Here is a 23039-nt window from a genome sequence, read left to right on the forward strand (position 1 = left end):
AGGCCGTGTCTTCAAATGATCTTGAGTGGTGGATCATGGTGGGGTGATACGTCGCCATGAACTGTCTGATGCCGAATGGGAGTTTGTCCGGCCGCTGCTTCCCGAGTCCGTGCGGGGCCGGAAGCGGTTGGATGACCGCACTGTGCTCAACGGAATCGTGTGGAAGTTCCGTACCGGCACGGCTTGGCGGGATGTGCCTGAGCGGTACGGGCCGTGGGCTACGCTCCACACCCGTTTTCGCCGTTGGGCGCTGGACGGTACCTTCGAGCGGATGTTGCGGGCCGCCCAGGCGCAGGCGGATGCGGCCGGTGACATCGACTGGCTCGTGTCGGTCGACTCCACCGTCGTCCGCGCCCACCAGCACGCCGCCGGGGCTCGAAAAAGGGGATCCGCAGCCCCGGACTCGGACGCTCCCGGGGCGGCCTGACCAGCAAGATTCATCTCGCCTGCGACGCGGCGGGCCGCCCGCTCGCCTTCACTGTCACCGGCGGGAACACCAACGACTGCACCCAGTTCACCACCGTGATGGAGTCGATACGGGTGCCGCGTATCGGCCCGGGACATCCCCGGGTCCGGCCGGCTCATGTCCTGGGCGACAAGGGCTACAGCTCCAAGGCCATCCGCACCTGGCTCAGGCGGCGGGGCGTCAGCCACACCATCCCCGAACGAGCCGACCAGATCCGCAACCGGCTCCGCCGCGGCAGCCGCGGCGTACGCCCGCCGGCTTTCGACAAGCAGCTCTACAAGCAGCGCAACGTGGTGGAACGCTGCTTCAACCGGTTGAAACAGTGGCGCGGCATCGCCACCCGCTACGACAAGACCGCCGAGTCCTACCAAGCAGCCGTCGCCCTCGCATCGCTTCTGATGTGGGCGTGACATTTGAAGACAACTCCTAGTACTGCAACGGTGTTTGCCGTGACGGTTGGATAGGCCGGTCGTTGGTCTGGGCACGAGTGGGGACCTTGCTGATGCCAGGATGTGGGCCAGTGAATTGGATGCTGTGCACGAGCGGTTCGTGCATCGGTTTTCCAGGACGGAGCCGCGGGAGTCGGCGCTTGCCTACATGCGGGGATTGATTGCTCCGCTGGAGCGGAAGAACGGCTGGACACTGGCCGAACAGGCCGGTCACGCGGCTCCGGACCGTATCCATCGACTGCTGAACCGGATCGAGTGGGAAGCGGATGAGGTCCTCGACGATGTGCGTGACTACGTCGTCGAGCACCTCGGCGGCCCCGAGGCCGTGCTCATTGTGGATGACACCGGCTTCCTCAAGAAAGGCGTGCGCTCGGCAGGGGTCCAGCGTCAGTACTCCGGAACCGCGGGACGGACGGAGAGTTGCCAGGTCGGCGTCTTCCTCGCCTATGCAGCCGGCGGTGGCCGGACGTTGATCGACCGCAGGTATATCTGCCCACTTCCTGGACGGACGACCGTGAACGCTGCCGCAGGGCCGGCATTGCCGACGAGGTCGGCTTCGAGACCAAGGTCGTCATGGCCAAAAAGATGGTCCGCCGCGCGATCGCGGACAAGATTCCGTTCCGGTGGGTGACCGCTGATGCCGCATACGGCTTCAGCAAGGGCTGGCGGTCCGAGCTGGAGCAGGCCGATGTCTTCCATGTCATGGCCACCACCCGCCACGACACCGTCGTCACTCGCTGGGCCCTGGACCACCCCGTCCACGACCTGTTCACGGGCCTGCCGCGGCAGAAGTGGAAACGCCGCTCGTGCGGGAACGGTGCTCATGGGATGCGGGTGTTCGACTGGGCGCGTGTCGAAGTCCGACCCTGGCACCGCGAGGACCGCCGCCACTGGGTTATCGCCCGCCGCAGCGTCAGCCGGCCCGAGCAGATCTCCTACTACATCGCCTACTGCCCCGCCGGCACCACCCTGGACGAGTTGATCCACATCGCCGGCAGCCGGTGGGCCCTCGAAGAATGCTTCCAGACGGCGAAGCAGGAGTGCGGCCTGGACAACTACCAAGTCCGCCGCTATCCGGGCTGGCACCGTCACATCACCCTGGCCATGGCAGCCCACGCCTGCCTGACCGTCCTGCAGGCCCGTGCACTCGATGCCGAGAAAGCAGAAACGGATCCTCCCAGCTCATCCACCTCAGCCTCGCCGAGATCAGACGCCTGATCACCCGCCTCACCGACCGCCAACCCACACCCGTCGACCACATCCTGCACTGGTCACACTGGCGCCGAAAACGACAACACCAGGCCCGCATCAGCCACTACACACGACGCGCTGGTCGCGAGCGGATTCCGGTATGTCCTTGGCGCTGAGCGCGAGGTTGTTGTCGACGGTGAAGAAGGGCGTGAGGCGGGTCATGCCACGCTTCGGGTGTGCAAGATGCGTCACCGGAGTCTTGTCTGTCATCTTGCGATCAACTATGTCTCCTCCGATGCGGCCTATGGGGATGGGGGCGTGGCCTGGGGAGTTCAAGCGCAGCCGCAGGTCCCACAGGTCGTGCTCTGCTCTGCGGTGGTTGAGCATGTCGCGGTAGTCGAGGGTGAACTCAAAGCTTCCGTCGGCAATTTGAGTGACCGAGGTGGTGAAGTCGTGTTCGGGCCCGGTGCGGGAGGCGGCCACCACGGCTGCCGCAGTCAGGTTCGCCTTGATGTTCGGACTGAGCAGTGTCGCGGTGACCGAGACGTGTGCGCCGTCGATCGTGATGCGGTGCACCTCTGCGTGGGCGGGACGGTGCCAGGTACGCAGGGCGAGGTAGCCATCGCTTGTGGTGTACGGGATGCAAGCGCTGACTCCGTTGCGGCCCGCGATGGGGTGGCGTCCTACAAGGGCGGCTTGTTCAGTGAGCGCTGCGGTGAGACGGGTACGACGCGCGGCGGTGTTGCTGTCACGGTGGGCGACGTAGCAGTCCCAGCGGCCTTCGGTGAGTTCGGCGCCGACCGGCAGGATGATGTGCGGGTCAGTCTGGTCGGGTGCGGTGGCCTCGGATATGGGGAGGCGTATCTCGCGGCCCTTGGGATCCTTGCGCAGCCGGGCGACGAAGTCGAGGAGGCCGGTGGGGAGGGTGTCGGCGACGAGGCGGATGAGGAGGGCATCGTCGGACAGGGCTCGTGCGCGCGCCGATGCGCGTGGGGCGGTGATGTGGTGGGGCTCTGTTGCGGCCTGTGCCGGTCGTTGCTGCCGCCGTGTGTGCACCGCGGGCGCGGCTGCGCGTACCGCTGAGCGCAACCTTGTCAAAAGGGACGGGCGATCAGTGGTCTGCAGGTCACCGAAGAGCCGTTCGTAGCGACGGGCGGCTGAGGCGGGGGCGAAAGCGCGGGCACGTTCACGGGCGGCATCGCCGAGTCGGTCGCGTAAGGCGTCGTCCGTCATGAGCTGCCTCAGCGCGTCCACGTACGCGTCGCTGCTGTCCTGCAGCGGCACGAGGACGCCGTTGGTGTCGTGATCGATGATCTCGGCCGGTCCGTGCGGGCAATCTGTGGCGATGACCGGTACGCCGCAGTGCATGGCTTCGACGATGGTCATGCCGAAGGACTCCATGTCGGAGGAGACCGCGGCGATGGCGCCCTTTGCCCATTCGGTCTCGATCGGTGCGACAGGGCCCATGAGACGCACCTGTTCGTAGAGTCCGAGCCGGTCGATCTGCTCGCGCAGCCGGGGTTTGTCGGGGCCGCGTCCATAAATGCGCAGGGTCCAGTCCGGGTGGTCTGCGGCTACCTCGGCGAATGCGTCGATCAATCGGTCATAGCGTTTGATGCTGACCAGCCGGCCCGCGGCCACGATGACTTTCGAGCGACGGGTTGAGGGATCGACCGCGGGCACGGGCACGCTGTTGGGGATGCAGAGGATTCGCGTCGATACGCCGGGCAGGGCTGCGCGGTACTGGGATGCGTCGGCTTCGGATACGGTCACGAAGGCGTCCAGGCCGGCGATGGCATCGGCCTGATGGCCACGCAGGGTCGGACTGTGGGCATCGAGGCTCAGGTGTTCCTGTCCGATGCGCAGGTAGCGGCTGCGCGCGTCGCGGGCGAGGTAGCCGTTGAGGTCGGGACGGGTGGCAATCACCACGTCTGCGTCGGTGTGACGGAGCCAGGTGCCGATGCGTTCGTCGTGTAGGGCCGAATACGGCAGGCGCCCGGAGTTCGCGGCGGCGCCCGTGTCGGGGAACATCGTGCACGGCTGCCGGGTCAGCTCGTGGCGCCGTTCACAGCCGGGGCTGTTTTCACGCATGTCGATCAGGGAGGTCAGTCGCACCCGTTTATCGAGGGCGAGAGCCGGTGTGTCACTCACTCGGTGCACACTCACCACCTCGACTGCGTGGCGTGCGGCGAGGGCGTGCGACAGGTTCATGGTGGATCGGATGGTCCCGCCGATGCCGAACGCATTGTTGATGAGGAACGCGATTTTCATCGTTCTCTTTCACAGTGATGTGGAATGTGCGATCGCCGATCTGGGAGCCGTCCGGGAGCGGAACCACACCGTGGTGGATTTGCGGAGGTTGTCGAACCGTTCGCTTGTCACGGGAAGCACCGGTGACAAGGTGACCAGTCATGGTCGGGTTGATTCCTCACTGCGTTGCTTCGGGGCAGTGGGATTGCCGCCATGGCAGGAACAGTTCCGGGCGATTGGTGATGACGCCGTCAACACCCCATGACGCCGCAAGCTGCCAATCGGTCTCGCTGTCGACCGTCCAGACGAACACTTCGACCCCGGCCGCCTTCAGCTGCTCCACCACAGCAGGACGGGCAGAGAGTCCCTTGAAGTTCACCGCGTACGCACTGAGAGCGAAGGTGCGTGCCGTGGCTACGGGATCCGGATCGAGCTTGGACCGGAGTAGTGCGACCTTGGTCCTGTAGCCGGAGGCGGCTGCATGCCGTACGACGTCCTCATCGAAGGACTGGACCACGGTACGTTCGTTCATCCCCGCTTCGGCCACGAGCTTGAGGGCATGCTCCACCGCTGCTGACGTCTGCGGCCCCTTGATCTCCAGGAGTAGACGGGCAGGCCGGTTCTTCAGGGAGGACAGGACCTCTTCCAGGGTGGGCACGTGTCCGCCCCCCTTCACCCTCAATCGGGAGATCTCCTCGGCGGTGAGCTGGTCGATACGTCCTGTTCCGTTGGTCATCCTGTCCACGGTGTTGTCGTGCATGATGACGGGTTGACCGTCCTTGGTGAACTGCACATCCGTCTCGACCCAGTCCGCACCGTGATCGGCGGCTGCTTCCAGTGAGGCAATCGTGTTTTCCGGGGCGATCTCCGGGGCGCCACGGTGGCCGATGGCATAGGTGCGGGCGCAAGAAACAGCTGAACTCCGCTGCGCAATGCGGATCTCGTCGATGGTGCCGACGACGTATTCATGCCAGGTGCCTTGGTGGAGCAGCCGGCCGATCTGCAGGCCGCCGTCGGCTCGCCACGGTGTGGTGAACGGGACCGACTGCTGCAACTTGCCGTCTACGAACAGCGACAGTGTCTGCTTGGCCGCATCGTAGGAACCGGTCAGATGGGTCCATACGCCCGAGTGAGCCGCATTGTTGCTCACGGCCCGGACTATGGTCGTGTCGTCGGTGTCCTTCGTGCGTCGGTTGAAAGCCCACTTGTCGTAGGTCTTCGAGTAGTAGAGCTGGAAGCCGCTTGCCCGGTTGCCGGCCTGCGACAGGAACGTGTAGTTGCGGTCTTTGTTGTCGAGCTTGACCCAGGCCGATACGGAGAATGATTTCGTGGTGTCCACCACCGGTCCGGCTGTAGCGGCGTAGGCGGATGTTCCGTTCAGACGCAGGGCGGTGCCGACCTTGCCCACGACGCCCAGCTGAGCGCCGCTGCCGGCCAGGGTGGCGACGGGGCCTGCGCCATGACCACCGCTGACCCGTGCACTGCCTGACTCTTCGTCCAGGGGGAAGGAGGCCAGCTCCTGCAGGTGGGTCGGCAGTCCGCCGTCGGCGATCGCGGCGACATCGGCCGGTGCGGCGACGGACTGAATGGTCCGCACCTCATCGACAAGACCGCGGGTGTTCTCCTGCCAGGCACCTTGGAAGTGCAGTCGCCCGATCTGCAGACCACCGTCGGCTCGCCACGGAGTAGTGAACTGAACCGACTGCTGCAACTTGCCGTCTACGAACAGCGACAGTGTCTGCTTGGCCGCATCGTAGGAACCGGCTAGATGAGTCCATACGCCCGAGTGAGCCGCATTGTTGCTCACGGCCCGGACTATGGTGGTGTCGTCGGTGTCCTTGGTGTGCCGGTTGAACACCCACTTGTCGTAGGCCTTCGAGTAGTAGAGCTGGAAGCCGCTTGCCCGGTTGCCGGCCTGCGACAGGAACGTGTAGTTGCGGTCCTTGTTGTCGAGCTTGACCCAGGCCGATACCGAGAAAGATTTCGTGGTGTCCACCACCGGCCCGGCCGTAGCCGCATACGACGACGTCCCGTTCAGACGCAGGGCGGTACCCGTCCGGCCGGCAACACCCAGCTCGGCCCCGCCGCCCAACTGCGCCACGAACTCCTCAGCCACACCACCCGACATCCGCCGCGCACCAGCACCCTCATCCAAGCCGAACGCTGCCTCTTCGGCCGAGGAGGCATGAGCTACGGAAGCTGTTGCCTCGGGCGATGTCGCGAACAGTGAGGGCCCAGTGGCCGTCAACAGGACGGCGGCCAACGCCATAAAAGACTGTGAAGGCAGCTTTAAGCTACCGCGCGATTTCATTCGAGATCCTCATTCAATAGGAGGCCAGGCGTATGGAGCGGTAGCTCACCTGCCGGCGCGGAAGGGGCACCGGGCCCGGCAGATCCTGCCGGGCCCAGGTGCCGCTGAGAATGTGTTTCAGTGACTACTAGCCGGTGATCTGGATACCCTCGTTGGCGAGTTCTTCAGCCTCGATGGATCGGTCCCAGATACGGACGTTGTCGATGGCTCCGGCGAAGTGTTCCTGCCAGACGCCTTGGTAGAAGAGCCTGCCGATCTGCAGGGTGCTGCCGGCTCGCCACGGAGTAGTGAAGTCGGCTGCTGTCTGCGGCTTTCCGTTGACGAACAGCTGGACCTTCTTGGTCGCGGAGTCGTACACGCCGGCCAGGTGCGTCCAGGTTCCGGCCTGCGCCGCATCCGCACTCACGGACCGGGCGATGGTGGTGTCGTCGGTGTCCTTGGTGTGTCGGTTGAACACCCACTTGTCGTAGGTCTTCGAGTAGTAGAGCTGGAAGCCGCTTGCCCGGTTGCCGGCCTGCGACAGGAACGTGTAGTTGCGGTCTTTGTTGTCGAGCTTGACCCAGGCCGATACGGAGAATGATTTCGTGGTGTCCACCACCGGTCCGGCTGTAGCGGCGTAGGCGGATGTTCCGTTCAGACGCAGGGCGGTGCCGACCTTGCCCACGACGCCCAGCTGAGCGCCGCTGCCGGCCAGGGTGGCGACGGGGCCTGCGCCATGACCACCGCTGACCCGTGCACTGCCTGACTCTTCGTCCAGGGGGAAGGAGGCCAGCTCCTGCAGGTGGGTCGGCAGTCCGCCGTCGGCGATCGCGGCGACATCGGCCGGTGCGGCGACGGACTGAATGGTCCGCACCTCATCGACAAGACCGCGGGTGTTCTCCTGCCAGGCACCTTGGAAGTGCAGTCGCCCGATCTGCAGACCACCGTCGGCTCGCCACGGAGTAGTGAAGTCGGCTGCTGTCTGCGGCTTTCCGTTGACGAACAGCTGGACCTTCTTGGTCGCGGAGTCGTACACGCCGGCCAGGTGCGTCCAGGTTCCGGCCTGCGCCGCATCCGCACTCACGGACCGGGCGATGGTGGTGTCGTCGGTGTCCTTGGTGTGTCGGTTGAACACCCACTTGTCGTAGGTCTTCGAGTAGTAGAGCTGGAAGCCGCTTGCCCGGTTGCCGGCCTGCGACAGGAACGTGTAGTTGCGGTCCTTGTTGTCGAGCTTGACCCAGGCCGATACCGAGAAAGATTTCGTGGTGTCCACCACCGGCCCGGCCGTAGCCGCATACGACGACGTCCCGTTCAGACGCAGGGCGGTACCCGTCCGGCCGGCAACACCCAGCTCGGCCCCGCCGCCCAACTGCGCCACGAACTCCTCAGCCACACCACCCGACATCCGCCGCGCACCAGCACCCTCATCCAAGCCGAACGCTGCCTTGCCGCTGAAGGTGCTGCTCTTGAGCCACCCGGAGATGTTGTCGGTGCGAGCCGCGATCGCGTCGGCGCTCTGACCGGACTGACCGAAACAGCCGGGATGGTCGGCGCGACTTTGAACCGCCGTGATGCGTCCGTTGCCGTCGAGAACGGGGCCTCCGGCATCGCCCTTGCAGATCCGGCCGCCTGTCAGCTCCAGGGTGGTGGCGGCGTCGCCTTTCTGGGTCACGGTGCTGTGGTGCGGACTGCTGGGTACCCACTCAGTGGCGGTACGGCCGAACCCTGCAGCCAGCAGCGTAGTTCCATCAGCGGAGACGCTTCCCGCGAGCGTGGCGGGGTTGATGCCGGTGACCGGGGTGGCCAGCCGGGCGAGCAGCACGTCCCGGTCGCTCCGCGGGATCAAATAATTGATCTTTACCGGGGGTTGCCCGGCGAAGGTGGCGGTGGCGTCGAGCGTTGGCGCAGCCGCGGTCCGCAGCGGGCGGGACGGGTTCTCCGTGAGGCAGCTTGCAGCAGTCAGCACCCATGTCCGGTCGATGAGTGCACCGCTGCAGCTTCGACCGCCCTCATAGCCCGGCTTGTTCACTGTGACGCGGGCCAACCACGGACGATCGGCATCTCCCGACAACTTCGGAGGCGTTGGCCTGTCCTGACCTACGCCGATCTCGACCAGAAGGTGTTCGCGGGCCTGCGGGTCGGTGGATTCTCCGACCGGAGTCCAGGTGTCCTTGCCGACCTCAACTTCCACCTTCTTGCTGTCCGGCGTGGTGAGAGTGATGTCGGCAGCGTGATCGGCGCTCCCCTTGACCGCGAACACGGCCGGGATCTCCATGGTGAGGTACCCGGAAGTACCTGTGATGCGGAAGCAGACCTTGTCGTTCTTCCGTGACCACACCTCCATCAACCCTGCTGAGCTGCCGCATTCGGCGAGGATGATGCGGCCGTCACCGCGCTTGAGAGTGATCCCCTTTTCTTCTTTGATCTTGTCTGCGTCCGGGTGGACGAAGTCTTCGATCGCATGGCCCGGCTGGGCGTCCGCAACTGTCTCCATCGGCAGTTGGGGTAAGGATCCGTGTGAGGTGGGGGCGATGACCGCGGTCGCGCAGGCCGCCGCTGCCGCACCCATGACGAGGGTCCGCCGTGCGAGATTCATGCAAGTCCCTTGCGTGAAAGGTGAGTTGATCCGCGCTCCCCTGTTCGGGGCGATCTTCGCCAAGTGCGGTGGCGGTACGGGCGCGGAGGTGCCGGAAATCGAAACACGCGTTCGCGTCCCCCACCACTCGACAAGTCAGGGCAAATCCGCTTATTACCGCCCGTATGGTCTTTGTGTTCCTTCTCACATCTTCACAGGATGTACACAGGTATCCAGCGAGTGCTTCACGTATATATGGTCACGCAAGCGCCCTCTCGTGTTGCTGGTCAACTCACCTATCGCTACCGAGACATGGGCGGGAAACCCACACGAACGTGTTCGTCGGCATGCCGTCGTCTGTGTGCCTGCCGCCGGGCGCGCCATCCGATAGGACCGCTTTGGACACCAGTTACTGGAGCAGACGGCGCTTACTTGCCGCAGCAGCGGCTACTACTGCCGCAGCTGCCACATCGAGCCTCGTCCTCAACCCTCTTGCGGCTGTGGCAGATGCCGCGGAGGGTGGCACCGACGAGGATCCGCTCAACCTGCCCGACACCGACCGGGCCAAGGCCGTCAAGGCGTGGATGACCGGAGGGAAAGCCACCCGGGCAGCCGCGGAAGCCGCACTCCTCGGCTCCGATGCCGAAATCAAAACATTTCTTGATCATGAATTGCCCAGGGCAACGGTGGAGGACAACCGAGTCGCCATCATGACCGCCCTCGCTGGGGCCGGAAAGGGCACCCGCCGCGAGGCCGTCAAGGCGATCGACGGCGGCGATGCGGCTATCGCCGCGTTCCTCAAGGACGGCTACGAGCCCGCCATCATGGAAGATCTCCGCGTCGCCACCACGACAGTGATGGCGACCGGCGACAAGGCCGTGCGCCGGGAGGCAGGCTCCGCCCTCGATACCGACACCCAGTCGGCCCTGGAAACCTTCCTCACCGGAGGCCAGTACACCGCCCGCCTGGAAGACATGCGGGTGGAGGTGTCAAAGATGCTCACAGAGGCGGGGCCGGAGGTGCAGAGGTACGCCTCCCGTGCCCTCTCCGGCAGCGCCCAGGAAATCGAGTGGTTCCTCGACACCGGCCAGCACATCGCCAGGGCCCGTGACCAGGAGTCGGCCACGATCGAGGAACTCGTCGCGGTCGTCGAACGCGAAGGCAAACGGGCCGACGCGAAGACGAAGCTGGCCGAGGAGGCCTCCGCCCGCGCCGTTACGGCAGCCGAGAAGGCGAAGGAAGCCGCACAGAAGGCGGCTGCCGAAGCCGAGGCCGCGAAGGACGATGTGGCCAAGTCCGGCAAGGCAGCCCGCAAGGCGGCGAGTGCCGCCAAGGGTGCCGCGGACGCCGCCCGCACAGCCATCCGCGCCTCTCACGCCGCAGTTGCCGCCTCCCGCCGCGCCGCCTGGGCAGCGACAGCGGCGAGCCAGGCCGCCGCCAGTGCGGGGAACGCCGCCGCCCGCGCCTACAACTCCGCTATCGCCGCCTCCAAGGACGCCTCGCAGGCGAGCGCCGCAAAGAACGCGGCGATCGTTGCACGCAACGCTGCCTCCAAGGCCCGAAGCGCCGCGAAGGCCGCCGACCACGCCGCCACCGCCTCCGCACAGGCCGCCTCCGCCGGATCCGCCGCCGCCTCCGCCGCCCGTAATGCGGCTTCCGCAGCCGGCAGCGCAGCCGCGGCAGCCGCCGCGGCGGGCAAGGCCCAGGCCCAGGCGGCCGAAGCCAAGCGACAGGCGTCCATCGCCCATGCCAACGCCACCATCGCCACCAACGCGGCCGGGACCGCCCAGGCGCTTGCCAATGCGTCCGCCGGGGCGGCGCGAACCGCACGTGATACCGCGAACTCCGCAGCCGACCATGCCGAGAAGGCCGCAGACGCTGCCGAGTGGGCGGCCAAGTATGCGGGGCAGGCCCTCGAATACGCCAAGAAATCGACCGAGTTCGCCAATGCAGCCACCGAAGCGGCCAACAACGCCACGAAGGCGGTCACAAAGGCTGTCGAAGTGGAGAAGAAGGCGCGGGAGGCCGAATGGCAGCGTCTGGACGAGGACATGAAGCAGGCCCTGCAAGAGGCTCGGCAGCTCGCGCAGGTCGAAGAGCAGGAGCTGTCCGAGCTCGCCGATAAGCGTACGCAGAAGGAGCAGACCGACAAAGCTACGAAAGAGCTCATCGCCCGCGCCGAGGCAGCACTGAAGGCGAACGACCTCGAACTGGCCACCACTACAGGGCGCCAGGCCGCCACTGCCCTCCTCGACTCACATGGCACCTGGACCAAAGAGGCGGCCCGCTTCGCCCTGTCGGGGGCAGAAGCCGACATCCACGCGTGGATTGACGCCGATCGGGCTCTCGCGCAGCAGCAGGACGACCAAGAGACCGTCCTCTACCTCGCCCAGACCTCCAGCCAGGCCATCGCCGAGGCGGCTCAGAAGGCGCTGGAGAGCGACGCACCGAACGCCGCCACCACGTTCCTGGAGACAGGCGCGATCGAGGCGGCCGCGATGGACAATCGCGTTCAGATCTTCCGCATCCTCGCCAACAGTCCCGGCTCCGCGGTCAAAAAGGCCGCGAATGAAGCAGTCAACGCGGGTACCGCAACCGCGTTGCACGCATTCTTCGAGACCACCTACCAGGAGGCGCTGAAGCAGGATGACGCGGTCACCACCGCCGCCATCCTCGCCAAGGCAGGGCCCTACACAAAGGCCCACGCACAGGCCGCGATGGAGGGCCCGGCCTGGATGCGCCGCAACTTCGTCGCCACAGTGCAGCACAAGACCGCCCAGCTGGACCACGACTCCGCCACCCACATCGCCGCCATCCAGGGCTCGATCGCCGCCGCCGCCAAGATCGCGCACAAGGCGCAGGAGGACGCGGCCCGTGCCCAGCAAGCGGCGGCCAAGGCACACAACGCAGCAACGGATGCGGCGGATTGGGCGGACAAGGCTGAGGAGTCGGCTAAACGTGCACTGTCGTCCGCGAAGGAGGCGAAGGCGAATGCGGATGCTGCGGACAAGTCGGCCGCGGCTGCGCAGGCTTCCGCGAACGAGGCGAAGAAGGCAGCCGCCACCGCCCGTTCGGCCGCGCGGTCGGCGAACTTCTCCGCCAATCGTGCTCTGAGCGCTGCGCACCGGGCTGTGGCCTCCGCCAATAGTGCGCAGGCCTCCGCCACCCAAGCCCGCGTCTCGGCCGTTCAGGCGGGCAAGGACGCCAAGACCGCGGCAGCGGCGGCCAGCCAGGCTCACCGGATCGCCGTGGCCAAGCGGAAGGCCGAACGCGCGGCGGCCGCCAAAAAAGCAGCCGAGGAAGCGCGGAAAGCCAGGGAGAGCGACAACAATCCCGTCGACTCGCCCGATAACGACAGCGTCAACGGCGGCGACACGCCGTGGTGGAAGGACGCGGGGTGGTGGGCGGACACCACCAACAAGCTCAGCATCGCCACCGGGTTCATATCCGCCGGACTCGGCATCGCTGGGCTGATGTTCCCGCCGGCCGCGCCCGTTCTCGAAGCTCTCGCCGGCGGATTCGCCGTTGCCTCCTTAGCGCTCGGAGGGCTCAGCGCGGTGTTCACGGGCATCGAGCACGGATTCACGAGCCAGCAATTCTGGCAGTCCACGGGAAGCGCAGCCCTGGGCTTGATCACCTTCGGCCAGTCCAAGTGGATCGGAGCCCTGGGGGCCGGCAAGGTCGCAACGAAGATCACGCAGTTCGGTCACGACCTTGTATCGCCGATCACCGGATTGCTGGGGCTGTAGCCGGAATCTTGTTAGGATCCGCTCCAAGGGCTGGCGGCACACGTGACCGCCAGCCTTTGGGCATGCCGAAAGGGGCACTTCATGCTTGCTTCGCTCCCCCTCGTCTACCTGTTAGTCCTGGCCGCCGCGGCCACATCCCTCTTCTGCTTCTCCATGACTAAATGGATTCCAGGGCGAAAGGGCAGGACGGTCTTTCCTCTCGTATCCGCAGCATGCTGCCTCGGCATGATCCTGGTCGGCCGAATCCAATACCAGCACTGGCCCGTGCAGCACATGCTGATTCTGTATTCCTTCGCATGGGTGGGGCTCACGATCGGCCTCTTTCCGGCCAGGAAGCTCATGCACAAGTACGCCACGGAGATCAATGCGGGAGTCAAGAGAGAGAAGTATGATGTCCCCGCGCGTTATCAAGTTTCCGCGATTTCTTCCGTCATCATCGGATCGCTCCTGGGGATAATCCTGTCGTAGCGGCCGAATCGGAAGTCCGAAGTCCGAATGCGGCCCAGGAGCGGGCGGGTGATCGGTGCATGGCCACGTCGCCCGCACGGCTGAGGGGCCGCACGCACCTCCTCCTCGTACGGCCCCCGAACCACCGTCAGCCCGGATGGGTCACGAGGACTGGGCCTGGTTGTAGAGGTTCTTGGCGTCGTCGCCGAAGTAGGGGCCGAACATGGTGTTGGGCCAGAACTGGTAGCCGAAGCTGTTCACCGAGGACTGGAGGCCGGTGCCGGTTTTTTCGTCGAACGAGGTGAACCAGGGGCCGCCGCTGGAGCCGCCGGTCATGTTGCAGGACAGGCCGTGGTCCTGGGAGAACAGCGGGTCCTTGATGGTGTTGCCGCTGCAGTAGATGAGCTTGCTGCCGTCGTACGGGGCGGCCGCGGGGAAGCCGAAGGCGTCCATCGGCTTGCTGTAGCCGGAGTTGAAGGACAGGCCCTGGCCGCCGACGACGTCGGTGAGCTTCTTGCCGTCGAGCGGGGCGACCACCGCGGCGCCGACGTCGTAGTTGATGTCCTCGCTCGCCGTCCACTGGGGGGGGCGAGTGTTTTGGCCGCCGGCCACTTGCCGTACGGGGCCTGGCCGTCGTGGTAGCCGGGGACGAAGACCCAGTTGGTGTGCCAGGCGCCCTGGAGCTTTACGCAGTGCCCGGCCGTGATCACTGTTCTCTTGTTGCCGCTGGTGACGGCGTCGCCGGAGCAGGAGGCGTTGCGGCCCTGGTAGGTGAAGAACACCCGGCCGGTGGTGGTGGACACCCCGCTCGTGCTCACCGGTGCGCCGCCCATCCTCGACACCGGCGTGTGCGCGCAGATCCTCGCCTACACCGGCATGCGCGTCACCGTGGACGGCGGGCACTTCAGCGTCGCCCCGGACGATGCCCTTCAGCCCGAGATCCACCGGGAGCTGGGACGCAAGGTACGCATGACCTGCGTGCTCGCCTCTGCTGTGCTGGCACGCGCCGGACAGGTCTGGTTCCCCTACCCGGGCGGGGACGCGTTCTGCGCCCGGCTCATCGACCGGCACCTGGCGGCGATGGAGGCTGCCGGTGCGGTCGTCAGTGCGGACGAGGACGGCATCCGCGCCGTGTGTCCGCACGGGGTGCAGCCGTTCACGGTCGACGTCGCAACCCCGTACGGGCTGAGCCTCGGCGCCACCGTCTCCGCCTTGCTGCTCGCCTCCTGCGCGCCCGGCCGCAGTCTGATCGTGCACCCGAGCGTGGAGCCCGAGGTCACCGAGACCGCCCGGTTCTTGGCCGATCGGGGCATCCGCGTCCGGTGGGGGCCGCGGGGCCTGCACGTCGTCGGTGGCCACCACCCCATCGAGGGCGGCGCGTTCACCATTGCCGGGGACCGGATCGAGGCGGCCACGCTCATGATGGCGGCGGCGGCCACCGGCGGCGCCCTCACCCTCACCGGGATCTCCCACGCCGAACTCCCCGACGGGCTGACCGCCACGCTCGCCGACGCCGGTGTGCTCCTGGCCGAAGTGCCCGGTGGGATCTCCGCGGTCCCGCACGGCGTCCTGCGGGCCGTAGACGCGTCAACCGGGCCTCACCCTGGGCTGCCGACCGACACCGCGCCGCAGCTCGCCGCGACGCTCACCCAGGCCCACGGCACCTCCCGCATCACCGAGCGGATCTACCCCCGGCGCGACACCCACGTGCAGGGGCTCGCACAGTTCGGCGCGGAAATTTCCTCGAACGGCCCGGTCGTCTCCGTCCACGGGGCGACCCGCCTGCGCGCGGCGGACGTGGCCGGCGAAGACATCCGCGCTGCACAGCTCTGCTGGTTGCCGCCTTGGCCGCCAAGGGGACTTCTACGATCCGGGGCATGTACCACTTCCGGCGCGGCTACGGCCATCTGCTGACCACCCTCGCCACGCTGGGAGCCGACATCACCACCACCCCGGAGGCCCACCCATGCCCGTGACGACGTTCACTGCCGACGACCTGAACCGCCTGCGAGTCGCCGTCGCCTGCCGGCGGGGCGGCGGCCACCGCCCCCTCGACGACGTGGTGGCCGACGACGCGACACCCGGTGGCGTCATCGTGTGCGGCACCCTCCACGGTCAGCGCGAGGTACTGACATCCGGCCTCATCGCACCCGAGTTGGGCAACGTCGCCCCGACCGAGGGCACCGTGTACGACGTAGCCAGCCTCACCAAGGTCCTCGCCACGTGGCCGCTGGCCGGACAAGCAGTAGAGGCTGGCCTCCTCGACCTGGACGCGCCCGTGCGCGACGTGACGCTGCGTGGCAGCAGCGTTCTTCCGCTGACGCTGGGGCTTCGGCTTACCGCCGTCAGTTCTTCGGCAAGGCGCTCCCGGTCCACTGCCGCACGGTCGGCCTGGGCGCCCTCGTCGCTGTACGCCGGCCCGACGCGCTCGCTGTGCATAACGCCACGGCAGGCAGAGCACTCGGGGCATTCAACGACCGAGCTCCCGTAGTAGCTGTGGTCGCGGTGCTGGGTGCGCGTGACGGCATGGTCGCAGGTGAGCGTCAGGTTCCAGGCGTCGAGATCCTTCTTCCTCTCGTCCTTCGACGGCAAGGACGCGAAAAGCTTGGCGAGCTTCTCCGACCTGCGCAGGCCCCATCGGAGGAGGCGGACAGCAGGCGGAACAGTGCTTCACGCGCGATCCGCTAATGCTCCACCGACCGCCGTCCTCGCGGTGAGCATGCCGCTCCCGGAATCGCTCCGCCGCTGCGTCATGCTCTCGCCGCTCCCCCTCTGACAGGTACATCAGACCTGGCCAGTCACCGCGGGCCGTCATGCATAGGTTCTCCACAACCTCAGCACGGTTACCGGGGGAGTTGGGCATGGATGGTTTTACCGGCTCCGGGGGCAGGGGTGATGGTCAGGTGCCTGGTGAGGTGGCGGATCATGTGCCAGCCGAAGCCACCGCTACCACCGTTGAGATCAGGTGCGCGTTCACGGGGGGCCGACGGGCTGAGGTCGCTGACCGCGGCGGTCAGCGTGTCCGGGCCGGCAGTGAGTTGGAGGGTGTACCGGCCACCGCCGTGGCGCAGTGCGTTGGTAGCGAGTTCAGAGACCACCAGGAGGAAGGCGTCCGCACGCTCGGGATCCGGCGCTGGGGTGAGGTTCTCGGTGAATGCTCGGGCCGCCTCGCGGGCCCGGTGGACGCTGTCCGGGCTTTCCCCCCGCACCACGGTCGGCACGGGATGAGGGGCGCTGATGATCTTCGTACCGTTCATGCGTGTACACCCCACCTGTGACCCGTTGCGCCTTTTGCCGTGGCAGGCAGTGTGCCCGCCCCTTCGGTTCCCACACCCCGGCAACGCGCTTCCTGGTGCAGTTTCCATCAGTCGTGGACGACAGAAGCCCGGCCATCACCTATACAGAAAATCTGCCATGACTGCGGTAGACATGCGGCGCCTCGGGGGTTAGTCTTTTCGTCGTAGCCAAGAGATCGAAAGGCGCGGCAGAGGTCGAACTGCCGCGCGTGCAGTGTCAGAAGAGGCACGGCAGTGGAGTCGCGGGGCCGAAAGGTATGCACGTGGGCCCCGCGACTGACTGCCGGGCCGGGCGGCCCCAGGGACCGCCAGCGGAACCGCAGTAGCAGGTCAGCAGAAGAAAGAGGAGGAGGCAGACGCCATCAGGATCGCCCGGGCGAGGGAGTGAGCCGCTCGGGTACCGCAGGCCCCGGATTGGAAGGTGGTCCCCGGTCACGCATCCGCGATCCCTGCACTTTTCGCCCTCTCCCGGGCGACGGTGCGGAAACAGAAAGCCGACACCGCAGTAAGTCGGCAGATGGTGTTCAAATCCCTCGGGGCCCTGGTGCGTGTTCGGCACCAGGGCCCCACGATGCATTCCCCGATCAGAGGTGCAAATGACCGCAGAAAACTCTCACGACCGTCTCAACGACGAGGACTACCCCGCCTACACCATGGGGCGAGCCGCCGAAATGCTCGGCACCACCCCCGCCTTCCTGCGGGCCCTCGGTGAAGCGAAACTGATCACGCCTTTGCGTTCCGAGGGCGGCCACCGCCGCTACTCCCGCTACCAGCTGCGTATCGCCGCACGCGCCCGCGAACTCGTCGACCAGGGAACCCCCGTCGACGCCACCTGCCGCATCATCATCCTCGAAGACCAGCTCGACGAAGCTCAGCGCATCAACGAAGAACTGCGCACTTCATCCTCCGGGCACCGCCTCAAGGCCGACGTCTGAACTCCGTTCCCGCGCCCGCGCACGGCCGCCGCCACGCCCCGGAGACGTTCAGTCGGCGTCGGACACGTCGGTGCCACAGCCCGTCCCACCCGCCCTTCAAACGAACTCCGGCGATATCGCCGCCGGAGTTCTTCGCCGTCAGCCTGACGCCAACCGGGCCGGGCACCGCGGTCGGAACGTCCCTGATCTCGCGGTAGCGTGCGAGGCTCCACGCATCTGATTCATCGGGGGCCGGGCGAGCCAACGGGGCATGGGAGGGACGGACGGGGCCCACGGCAGGACAACCGCAGTGGTCAGCAGACTGCGAGGGAAATGGCGATGTAGTGCGCGGTGAAGGCTGCCACCGTCAGCGCGTGGAAAACCTCGTGAAAGCCGAACCAGCGCGGTGAGGGGTCGGGGCGCTTCAGGGCGTAGACGACCGCGCCCGCGCTGTAGAGGAGACCGCCGGCCACGATGAGGGTGAGTACGGCCGCTCCGCCGGTGTGCAGGAAGTCGGGCAGGTAGCGCGCACCGGCGCCCATCCCAGGGCCAGGTAGCACGGGGTGTACAGCCAGCGCGGGGCTCCGACCCACAGGACCCGGAACGCGATGCCGGCCAACGCTCCCGCCCACACGATCCACAACAGCACGGACCTCTGGTCCGGTGGCAGGAGGAGCACGGCCAGGGGGGTGCAGGTTCCGGCGATGATCAGGAAGATGTTGGCGTGGTCGAGACGTCGCAGAAGAGCCTCGCCGAGCGGCCCCCAGGTGCCGCGGTGGTAAATGGCGCTCGTTGAAAACAGCAGCAAGGCGGTGACCGAGTACACGGCGCAGGCCCAGGCCGCCTGTGGGGTGCGAGCCAGGCAGATGAGTACGATGCCTGCGATCAGCGCGGCGGGGACCATTCCGGCATGGAGCCAGCCACGCAACCTCGGCTTGATCGATTCGGCCAGGTCGGACGCCTGCTCCACCAGAGCGGCAACCGAGTGACCATTTTCTGCTGCACCGTCACCTTGTGATCCGCCGGGCAGCCCGACTTCGCGGTGTTCTCCACGCGCTGAGGCGACGTGGACACATTCGGCATCAGCGGCGTCACGGGACACGGTTTCCCGTCCTCCCCCGGACTTCTGGGCGTCACTGGCAGTCATGCGCTCATGCTAGGAGACCTCGCAGGACAGCCCTTCGAGAGCCCGAAAGCCAGGTGCATCTCGCCGGGTGTGGGCTCTCGCCGCCGTGTGGACTCCGGTCCGTTGTGCCCGCCGCGAATTGGGCCTCCCGAAGCTGAGTAGACCGGCTGGTCGTGGGAACGATCAGAGCTTCCGAACGGGCATCTCCGCTCGCCTACCCGCAAGGATCGCCGATGCTTCCTGAGGTCCGCCCCCACGTATCCGCCCCCCTCACAGACCAGTTGGAACACCAACTGGGCCTGGCTTCAGACCTCGAAGCCGGCCATCTCGATGTGGAGCGCGTCGCCGGCATCGCAGTCGTCGCAGCGGCCCACTCCGGTGGCTACGCGGCCATCGGCCATCTCCTCGGACTGCTGGCCGCGCTCCCTGCCCCCACCGATGCAGGCGAGCGCTTCTGGTCGGACCTGTGGAGGTCCTCGGGCACCGCCTACCTGCTACCCGCCAACATCAAGGCGGAGGTGGCGCAATCCCTGGCAGGCGAAGGAACCGCCCTGGCCCGACAGATCCTCTCGGCTGTCGATGAGATGACCCCGGCCCAACGCGTCGCAGCCGGGGAGGTGATCGGTCAAGCCCTCGTCGAGTCCGACCACCTTCCCGACCTCAAGACACAGGTCATCGGAGAACTATGGCTCCGAGATCTGGAACTCACCGCCTGGCGTGTCCTGCACGCCGACCGCAGGTCGGACGATCCCGCTGGACGCAAAGCCTTCCTCGAAGCCTGGACGAGCATCTAAAAGGTCCGCTCCTTCCACTGCACGACAGCCGCACAGGGCATGCGGCGCCCGAGCCGCCACGCGGCGCGCAGCCCCGGCCTCGTATCCCCTACTCATCCGGGCCGGTGCTCCCGCCGCTTCCGAGTAACACCCTGGTCGCCGACGACCTGCACGCCGGCGACCAGGACCGTAGCCGTCGTGGCCCCAGGCTCAACAGCTATGCGCACGAACCCGGGACAACCCTTTAAGCGAATGAGTTCAGAAGGTCCGGCCGAAGTCGCACCGTGCCCAGATGCACCTCGACAGATCGGACGGGGTGTGCCCGATCCCTCGGGCAGAGTGCGACGTCAGGCGAAGTTGATGTTCTCGGCCTGGGGGCCCTTCTGGCCCTGGGTGACGTCGAACGTCACGGCCTGGCCTTCCTGGAGCTCACGGAAGCCCGAGGAGTTGATCGCGGAGTAGTGGGCGAACACGTCCGGGCCGCCCCCGTCCTGGGCGATGAAGCCGAAGCCCTTCTCCGCGTTGAACGACTTCGCAGTTCCCGTAGCCATGTCTCATGCCTTCCAGCCGATGTGCGCCTCCCGCAACGTGCGGAAGGCGGAGGTGATCGCCCTGGCCCCTGCGGCACAGCACAGCAGAACGCCCACGCCGAAGACGTGGGCGAAGGGAACTTCCGAACCATGACAGCTGACGCAGACGCTACCCGCCCGCACACACCGTCACCATAGGAAATGATCACGCTGCCCACCTGGGCCGTGTGCGCGTGGCCGCCGAGGCCGGTGGGCACGCACGTCTCATGCATTACCCGGTGGATTGGGGGATCCGGCGGCGCGGCGGTGTTCGGCGTTGACGCGTTGGGCTTCTTCGAGCTGGTCTTCGAGGATGACAATGCGGCAGGCGGCCTCGATGGGTGTGCCCTGGTCGACGAGTTCCCGGGCGCGGGCGGCGATGCGCAGTTGGTAGCGGGAGTAGCGTCGGTGGCCGCCCGCGGAGCGGAGCGGGGTGATGAGGCGTGCTTCGCCGAGGGCGCGGAGGAAGCCCTGGGTGGTGCCGAGCATCTCGGCGGCCCGGCCCATGGTGTAGGCGGGGTAGTCGTCGTCATCGAGACGGCCGTACGAGTCGTCTGCTGTCATTGCACCTCTCTGTGGAACGCGTGGAGGGGCCCTGGTGCCATGTGGCACCAGGGCCCCGAAGGAACTGCTACACCATCTGCCGGCCCTAGTACTGCGCCGGCCTTCTGTTCCCGCTGGCCCGACCGAGCTTCTGCCGGGGATACGGGGATCGCGTTGCTTGACCGGAGACCACCTCACTATCGATGTCCTGCGGTACCCGGGCCCAAGACTTCCGCCCGAGCGATCCTGATGGTGCGGGGCTCCTCCGTTCTTCCCTCTGAACCAATCACTTACCACATGGGAACTGCGTACTGCTGGTACTGCGAACTCCTGGTGGCCATGCACAGCGCCACTCTTCGGCAGCCAGCCCCGTCGCCCGTCCTGCGTCTGCTCTGGCTTAGAACCCCACTGCCGAACTCCCGATGCGCGCGCCCGCAGCCGACGCCTTCACCGAGGTGCTGCTCACTACTTCACTGCTGGGTACTGCGAACTTCACCTACGGGTGCTGCACTTACGCGAACTGCGGTCCTGCTCACGGCAGCCCCTGATCACTGCGGGCCACCCGGTCCGGCCGTCAGTCCCGTCGCCTTCCTGTAACAACCCTGGCTTCGGAACTCCACCACCGCACCGTCCTGCGAACTGCAACTGCGGGTACTGCGGTACTACTGGCCGGCAGTTCGTCTCTGCCAGGCCCTGCTGTCTCTCTGGGCTACGAGAGAAACCATAACCACACCACCACCCAATGTCTACTCCGGTCGACGTAGATTTTCACGTGTTCGGTGGGGAGGTAATCGATTTCGAACAGCGGCGAGGCAGGCGCGAGGCCGTGTCATTGCCGGGTCAACCGCCGCAGGCCGGGGCTCAAGCACCACGCAGGCAAGACCGGGTACGGACGCTCCAGAGACCAAGGCGACCTGATGGATGCATTGAGCATCGACGTCGCAACCGCCCGATCCACGGAATCCGTCGCCGGCGCGCGCGAGCAACCCGAGACTTCCTCGACCGCCTCGTACACCCGGTCGCGGACGAGGCCGCCGACGCCGCGGCTTGCCCGTCTTGCCCGGTAGCGTCGCCGCTTAAGCAGCCGAATGGCCGGCGAATATAATCCGCCTCATGTCGAAGCCTGACGAGCTGCTCGTTGACGTCGTCGCCCTGGTGGAGTCCGGGCAGAGCAATCAGATGTCCCTGACCGTGGTCACCGGTGGTGCTGTCATCACGGGTCGGCTGGCTCCCGAAGCAGTGTGGAGGCGCAGGGTGTCGGAGGTCCTGACGGATTCGGACCGCTTGGAAGAGTTCTCCGCCGTCTTCCCCGCCCCCGCTAAGAAGGACGGGCCTCCCACGCATCTGCACTTCCATGTCGCCCGGATCCTGCAGGGCACAGTGGGGATCCCGGAGACGGGCGGGATGTACCGCGTTGCGATCGAGGACGTCAGCGGCTGGACCGTGGGCGACTTCAGCTATTCCGACCACTGAGCACCCACTGCGACGGGAACCCGTTGCAAGCAGTGTGGGCCCGACCGGCACGCGCCGGTCGGGCCCACACTGCTGTTCAGTCGGGCCCACACTGCTGTTCAGGTGTCGGCTCGTGCCTGTTCGCTCGGTCAGCCGGAAACGGGGGTGCCGAGCATCGCGGAAGCTTGCTGGAGCGGGCTGAGCATGCGTACAGGTGCAGCCGTGGTGAGAGTGCGGCAGGTGAAGCCGAGCTGAGTCATGGCCCGGAGGACTTCGGCGGCGCTGAAGTCGCGGCGGTCCTGGCGGGTGACGACCTGGCCGACTTGCTTGACCGGGTAGTGGCGGCGGCCGATGATCACGGATTCGCCGGTGCCCGGTTCGGGCTTGATGCCCTTCATCGATTCCAGCACGCCACTCTTGGTGAGCTCGAAGGGGAAACGGGCGATGACGCAGCGCATGTGGCCTCGCAGGGAGAAGGAGAAGGGGAAGGGGAGAACGGTCCGACCAGGGTGAGGCGGTTCAGCGAGAGGGGGCGAGGATGCCCAGACCGCTGCCTTGCTCGTCAACCACCGGCAGGGCACCGAGCCGGAGGCGGCACATCGCACGCTCGGCTTCGGCCATCGTGGCCACGGGTGAGGTGAATGCCCCCTGCTCGCCGAGGATGTCCCGTAGGCGGAGGCGGTCCGTGTAAGCGGAGCTGTCGCGGACGGCGCTGAGTTCGGTCCGGGTGACCAGGCCGGTGCACTGGCCGTCCTGGTCGCAGAGGACCAGTCGGCCCGTGCGGGCGGCGGCCATGACGGACAGCGCCACCTCGACACTCATGTCGTCACAGACCTGCAGGCCGGCCGCGTCCATCACCTCAACCAGCGTCCTGTGCACGGGGTCGGCGCTCGCCGGGCGGGGCTGCATCTGAACCAGCGTCAAAAGGTGCCTCCTGCAGAGATGGGTC

At 66.6% G+C, this 23039-nt stretch carries 15 protein-coding genes and 4 pseudogenes; 9 read left to right on the plus strand and 10 right to left on the minus strand.

The annotated features are described in order from the left end of the window. Nucleotides 1-46 precede the first annotated feature (46 nt). Both CP981_RS06575 and CP981_RS06580 read left to right on the plus strand, forming a co-directional pair. A pseudogene (locus tag CP981_RS06575) lies at nt 47-876 on the plus strand (IS5 family transposase). Nucleotides 877-976: 100 nt separating this feature from the next. Continuing rightward, nucleotides 977-2133, plus strand: a pseudogene (locus tag CP981_RS06580) (IS701 family transposase). 90 nt (nt 2134-2223) lie between these two features. Here the strand turns inward: CP981_RS06580 and CP981_RS06590 are convergent. The 3 genes from CP981_RS06590 to CP981_RS06600 form a co-directional block, all read right to left on the minus strand. Beyond that, entirely contained in the window at nt 2224-4377 is a 2154-nt protein-coding gene (locus CP981_RS06590; protein WP_085928721.1) for a glycosyltransferase, read from the minus strand. A 157-nt stretch (nt 4378-4534) separates the two neighbouring features. After that, a complete protein-coding gene (locus CP981_RS06595) occupies nt 4535-6625 on the minus strand; it encodes a glycerophosphodiester phosphodiesterase family protein (RefSeq protein ID WP_167536064.1) in 2091 nt (696 codons plus the stop codon). A gap of 169 nt (nt 6626-6794) precedes the next feature. Then, nucleotides 6795-9242, minus strand: coding sequence for a LamG-like jellyroll fold domain-containing protein (locus CP981_RS06600; RefSeq protein WP_150522318.1), 2448 nt, complete (start codon nt 9240-9242; stop codon nt 6795-6797). Between the two features lie 479 nt (nt 9243-9721). On the opposite strand from CP981_RS06600, the gene CP981_RS39125 reads away from it, so the two are divergent. Both CP981_RS39125 and CP981_RS06610 read left to right on the plus strand, forming a co-directional pair. Then, complete coding sequence (locus CP981_RS39125; RefSeq protein ID WP_280116694.1) at nt 9722-12970, plus strand: ALF repeat-containing protein; 3249 nt, start codon at nt 9722-9724, stop codon at nt 12968-12970. Nucleotides 12971-13051: 81 nt separating this feature from the next. Next, nucleotides 13052-13438, plus strand: a complete 387-nt coding sequence (locus tag CP981_RS06610) for a hypothetical protein (RefSeq protein ID WP_085928718.1) — start codon at nt 13052-13054, stop codon at nt 13436-13438. 141 nt (nt 13439-13579) lie between these two features. Here CP981_RS06610 and CP981_RS06615 read toward each other — a convergent pair. After that, nucleotides 13580-14220 (minus strand): annotated as a pseudogene (locus tag CP981_RS06615) (trypsin-like serine peptidase); the annotation flags it as partial. A 43-nt stretch (nt 14221-14263) separates the two neighbouring features. Here CP981_RS06615 and CP981_RS06620 point away from each other — a divergent pair. Next, a complete protein-coding gene (locus tag CP981_RS06620) occupies nt 14264-15331 on the plus strand; it encodes a hypothetical protein (protein ID WP_341873708.1) in 1068 nt (355 codons plus the stop codon). A gap of 52 nt (nt 15332-15383) precedes the next feature. After that, a complete protein-coding gene (locus CP981_RS06625) occupies nt 15384-15908 on the plus strand; it encodes a serine hydrolase (RefSeq protein WP_085924457.1) in 525 nt (174 codons plus the stop codon). Between the two features lie 352 nt (nt 15909-16260). Here CP981_RS06625 and CP981_RS06630 read toward each other — a convergent pair whose 3' ends face one another. Continuing rightward, nucleotides 16261-16674, minus strand: coding sequence for an ATP-binding protein (locus CP981_RS06630; RefSeq protein WP_085924458.1), 414 nt, complete (start codon nt 16672-16674; stop codon nt 16261-16263). A 635-nt stretch (nt 16675-17309) separates the two neighbouring features. On the opposite strand from CP981_RS06630, the gene CP981_RS06635 reads away from it, so the two are divergent. After that, nucleotides 17310-17648, plus strand: coding sequence for a MerR family transcriptional regulator (locus CP981_RS06635; protein WP_085924459.1), 339 nt, complete (start codon nt 17310-17312; stop codon nt 17646-17648). A 293-nt stretch (nt 17649-17941) separates the two neighbouring features. Here CP981_RS06635 and trhA read toward each other — a convergent pair. After that, nucleotides 17942-18774 (minus strand): annotated as a pseudogene (trhA, locus tag CP981_RS06640) (PAQR family membrane homeostasis protein TrhA). A 212-nt stretch (nt 18775-18986) separates the two neighbouring features. Between trhA and CP981_RS06645 the strand changes: the two are divergent. Beyond that, nucleotides 18987-19547: a hypothetical protein gene (locus tag CP981_RS06645; protein WP_208852906.1), complete on the plus strand. Its 561-nt coding sequence runs from the start codon at nt 18987-18989 to the stop codon at nt 19545-19547. 326 nt (nt 19548-19873) lie between these two features. Here the strand turns inward: CP981_RS06645 and CP981_RS06650 are convergent, their stop codons facing one another. After that, entirely contained in the window at nt 19874-20077 is a 204-nt protein-coding gene (locus tag CP981_RS06650; protein WP_085924460.1) for a cold-shock protein, read from the minus strand. A gap of 243 nt (nt 20078-20320) precedes the next feature. Beyond that, nucleotides 20321-20659, minus strand: coding sequence for a helix-turn-helix domain-containing protein (locus CP981_RS06655; protein ID WP_085924461.1), 339 nt, complete (start codon nt 20657-20659; stop codon nt 20321-20323). A gap of 1092 nt (nt 20660-21751) precedes the next feature. Here CP981_RS06655 and CP981_RS06660 point away from each other — a divergent pair. Next, entirely contained in the window at nt 21752-22111 is a 360-nt protein-coding gene (locus CP981_RS06660; protein WP_085924462.1) for a hypothetical protein, read from the plus strand. A 128-nt stretch (nt 22112-22239) separates the two neighbouring features. Here CP981_RS06660 and CP981_RS06665 read toward each other — a convergent pair whose 3' ends face one another. Together CP981_RS06665 and CP981_RS06670 are read right to left on the minus strand one after the other, a co-directional pair. Beyond that, nucleotides 22240-22548: an SCO5918 family protein gene (locus CP981_RS06665; protein ID WP_085924463.1), complete on the minus strand. Its 309-nt coding sequence runs from the start codon at nt 22546-22548 to the stop codon at nt 22240-22242. 61 nt (nt 22549-22609) lie between these two features. After that, the gene (locus CP981_RS06670) at nt 22610-23014 is read right to left on the minus strand and encodes a CBS domain-containing protein (protein ID WP_085924561.1); all 405 of its coding nucleotides are present in this window, start codon (nt 23012-23014) and stop codon (nt 22610-22612) included. Between the last annotated feature and the right edge of the window lie 25 nt (nt 23015-23039).

This window comes from Streptomyces platensis (assembly GCF_008704855.1).
GTDB lineage: Bacteria > Actinomycetota > Actinomycetes > Streptomycetales > Streptomycetaceae > Streptomyces > Streptomyces platensis.

Bases quoted from the DNA above. Each gene is read 5' to 3' on its own strand.
- CP981_RS06590 (WP_085928721.1), bottom strand. From the start codon at position 4,377: ATGAAAATCGCGTTCCTCATCAACAATGCGTTCGGCATCGGCGGGACC.
- CP981_RS06595 (WP_167536064.1), bottom strand. From the start codon at position 6,625: ATGGCGTTGGCCGCCGTCCTGTTGACGGCCACTGGGCCCTCACTGTTC.
- CP981_RS06600 (WP_150522318.1), bottom strand. From the start codon at position 9,242: ATGAATCTCGCACGGCGGACCCTCGTCATGGGTGCGGCAGCGGCGGCC.
- CP981_RS06610 (WP_085928718.1), top strand. From the start codon at position 13,052: ATGCTTGCTTCGCTCCCCCTCGTCTACCTGTTAGTCCTGGCCGCCGCG.
- CP981_RS06625 (WP_085924457.1), top strand. From the start codon at position 15,384: ATGCCCGTGACGACGTTCACTGCCGACGACCTGAACCGCCTGCGAGTC.
- CP981_RS06630 (WP_085924458.1), bottom strand. From the start codon at position 16,674: ATGAACGGTACGAAGATCATCAGCGCCCCTCATCCCGTGCCGACCGTG.
- CP981_RS06635 (WP_085924459.1), top strand. From the start codon at position 17,310: ATGACCGCAGAAAACTCTCACGACCGTCTCAACGACGAGGACTACCCC.
- CP981_RS06645 (WP_208852906.1), top strand. From the start codon at position 18,987: ATGCTTCCTGAGGTCCGCCCCCACGTATCCGCCCCCCTCACAGACCAG.
- CP981_RS06650 (WP_085924460.1), bottom strand. From the start codon at position 20,077: ATGGCTACGGGAACTGCGAAGTCGTTCAACGCGGAGAAGGGCTTCGGC.
- CP981_RS06655 (WP_085924461.1), bottom strand. From the start codon at position 20,659: ATGACAGCAGACGACTCGTACGGCCGTCTCGATGACGACGACTACCCC.
- CP981_RS06660 (WP_085924462.1), top strand. From the start codon at position 21,752: ATGTCGAAGCCTGACGAGCTGCTCGTTGACGTCGTCGCCCTGGTGGAG.
- CP981_RS06665 (WP_085924463.1), bottom strand. From the start codon at position 22,548: ATGCGCTGCGTCATCGCCCGTTTCCCCTTCGAGCTCACCAAGAGTGGC.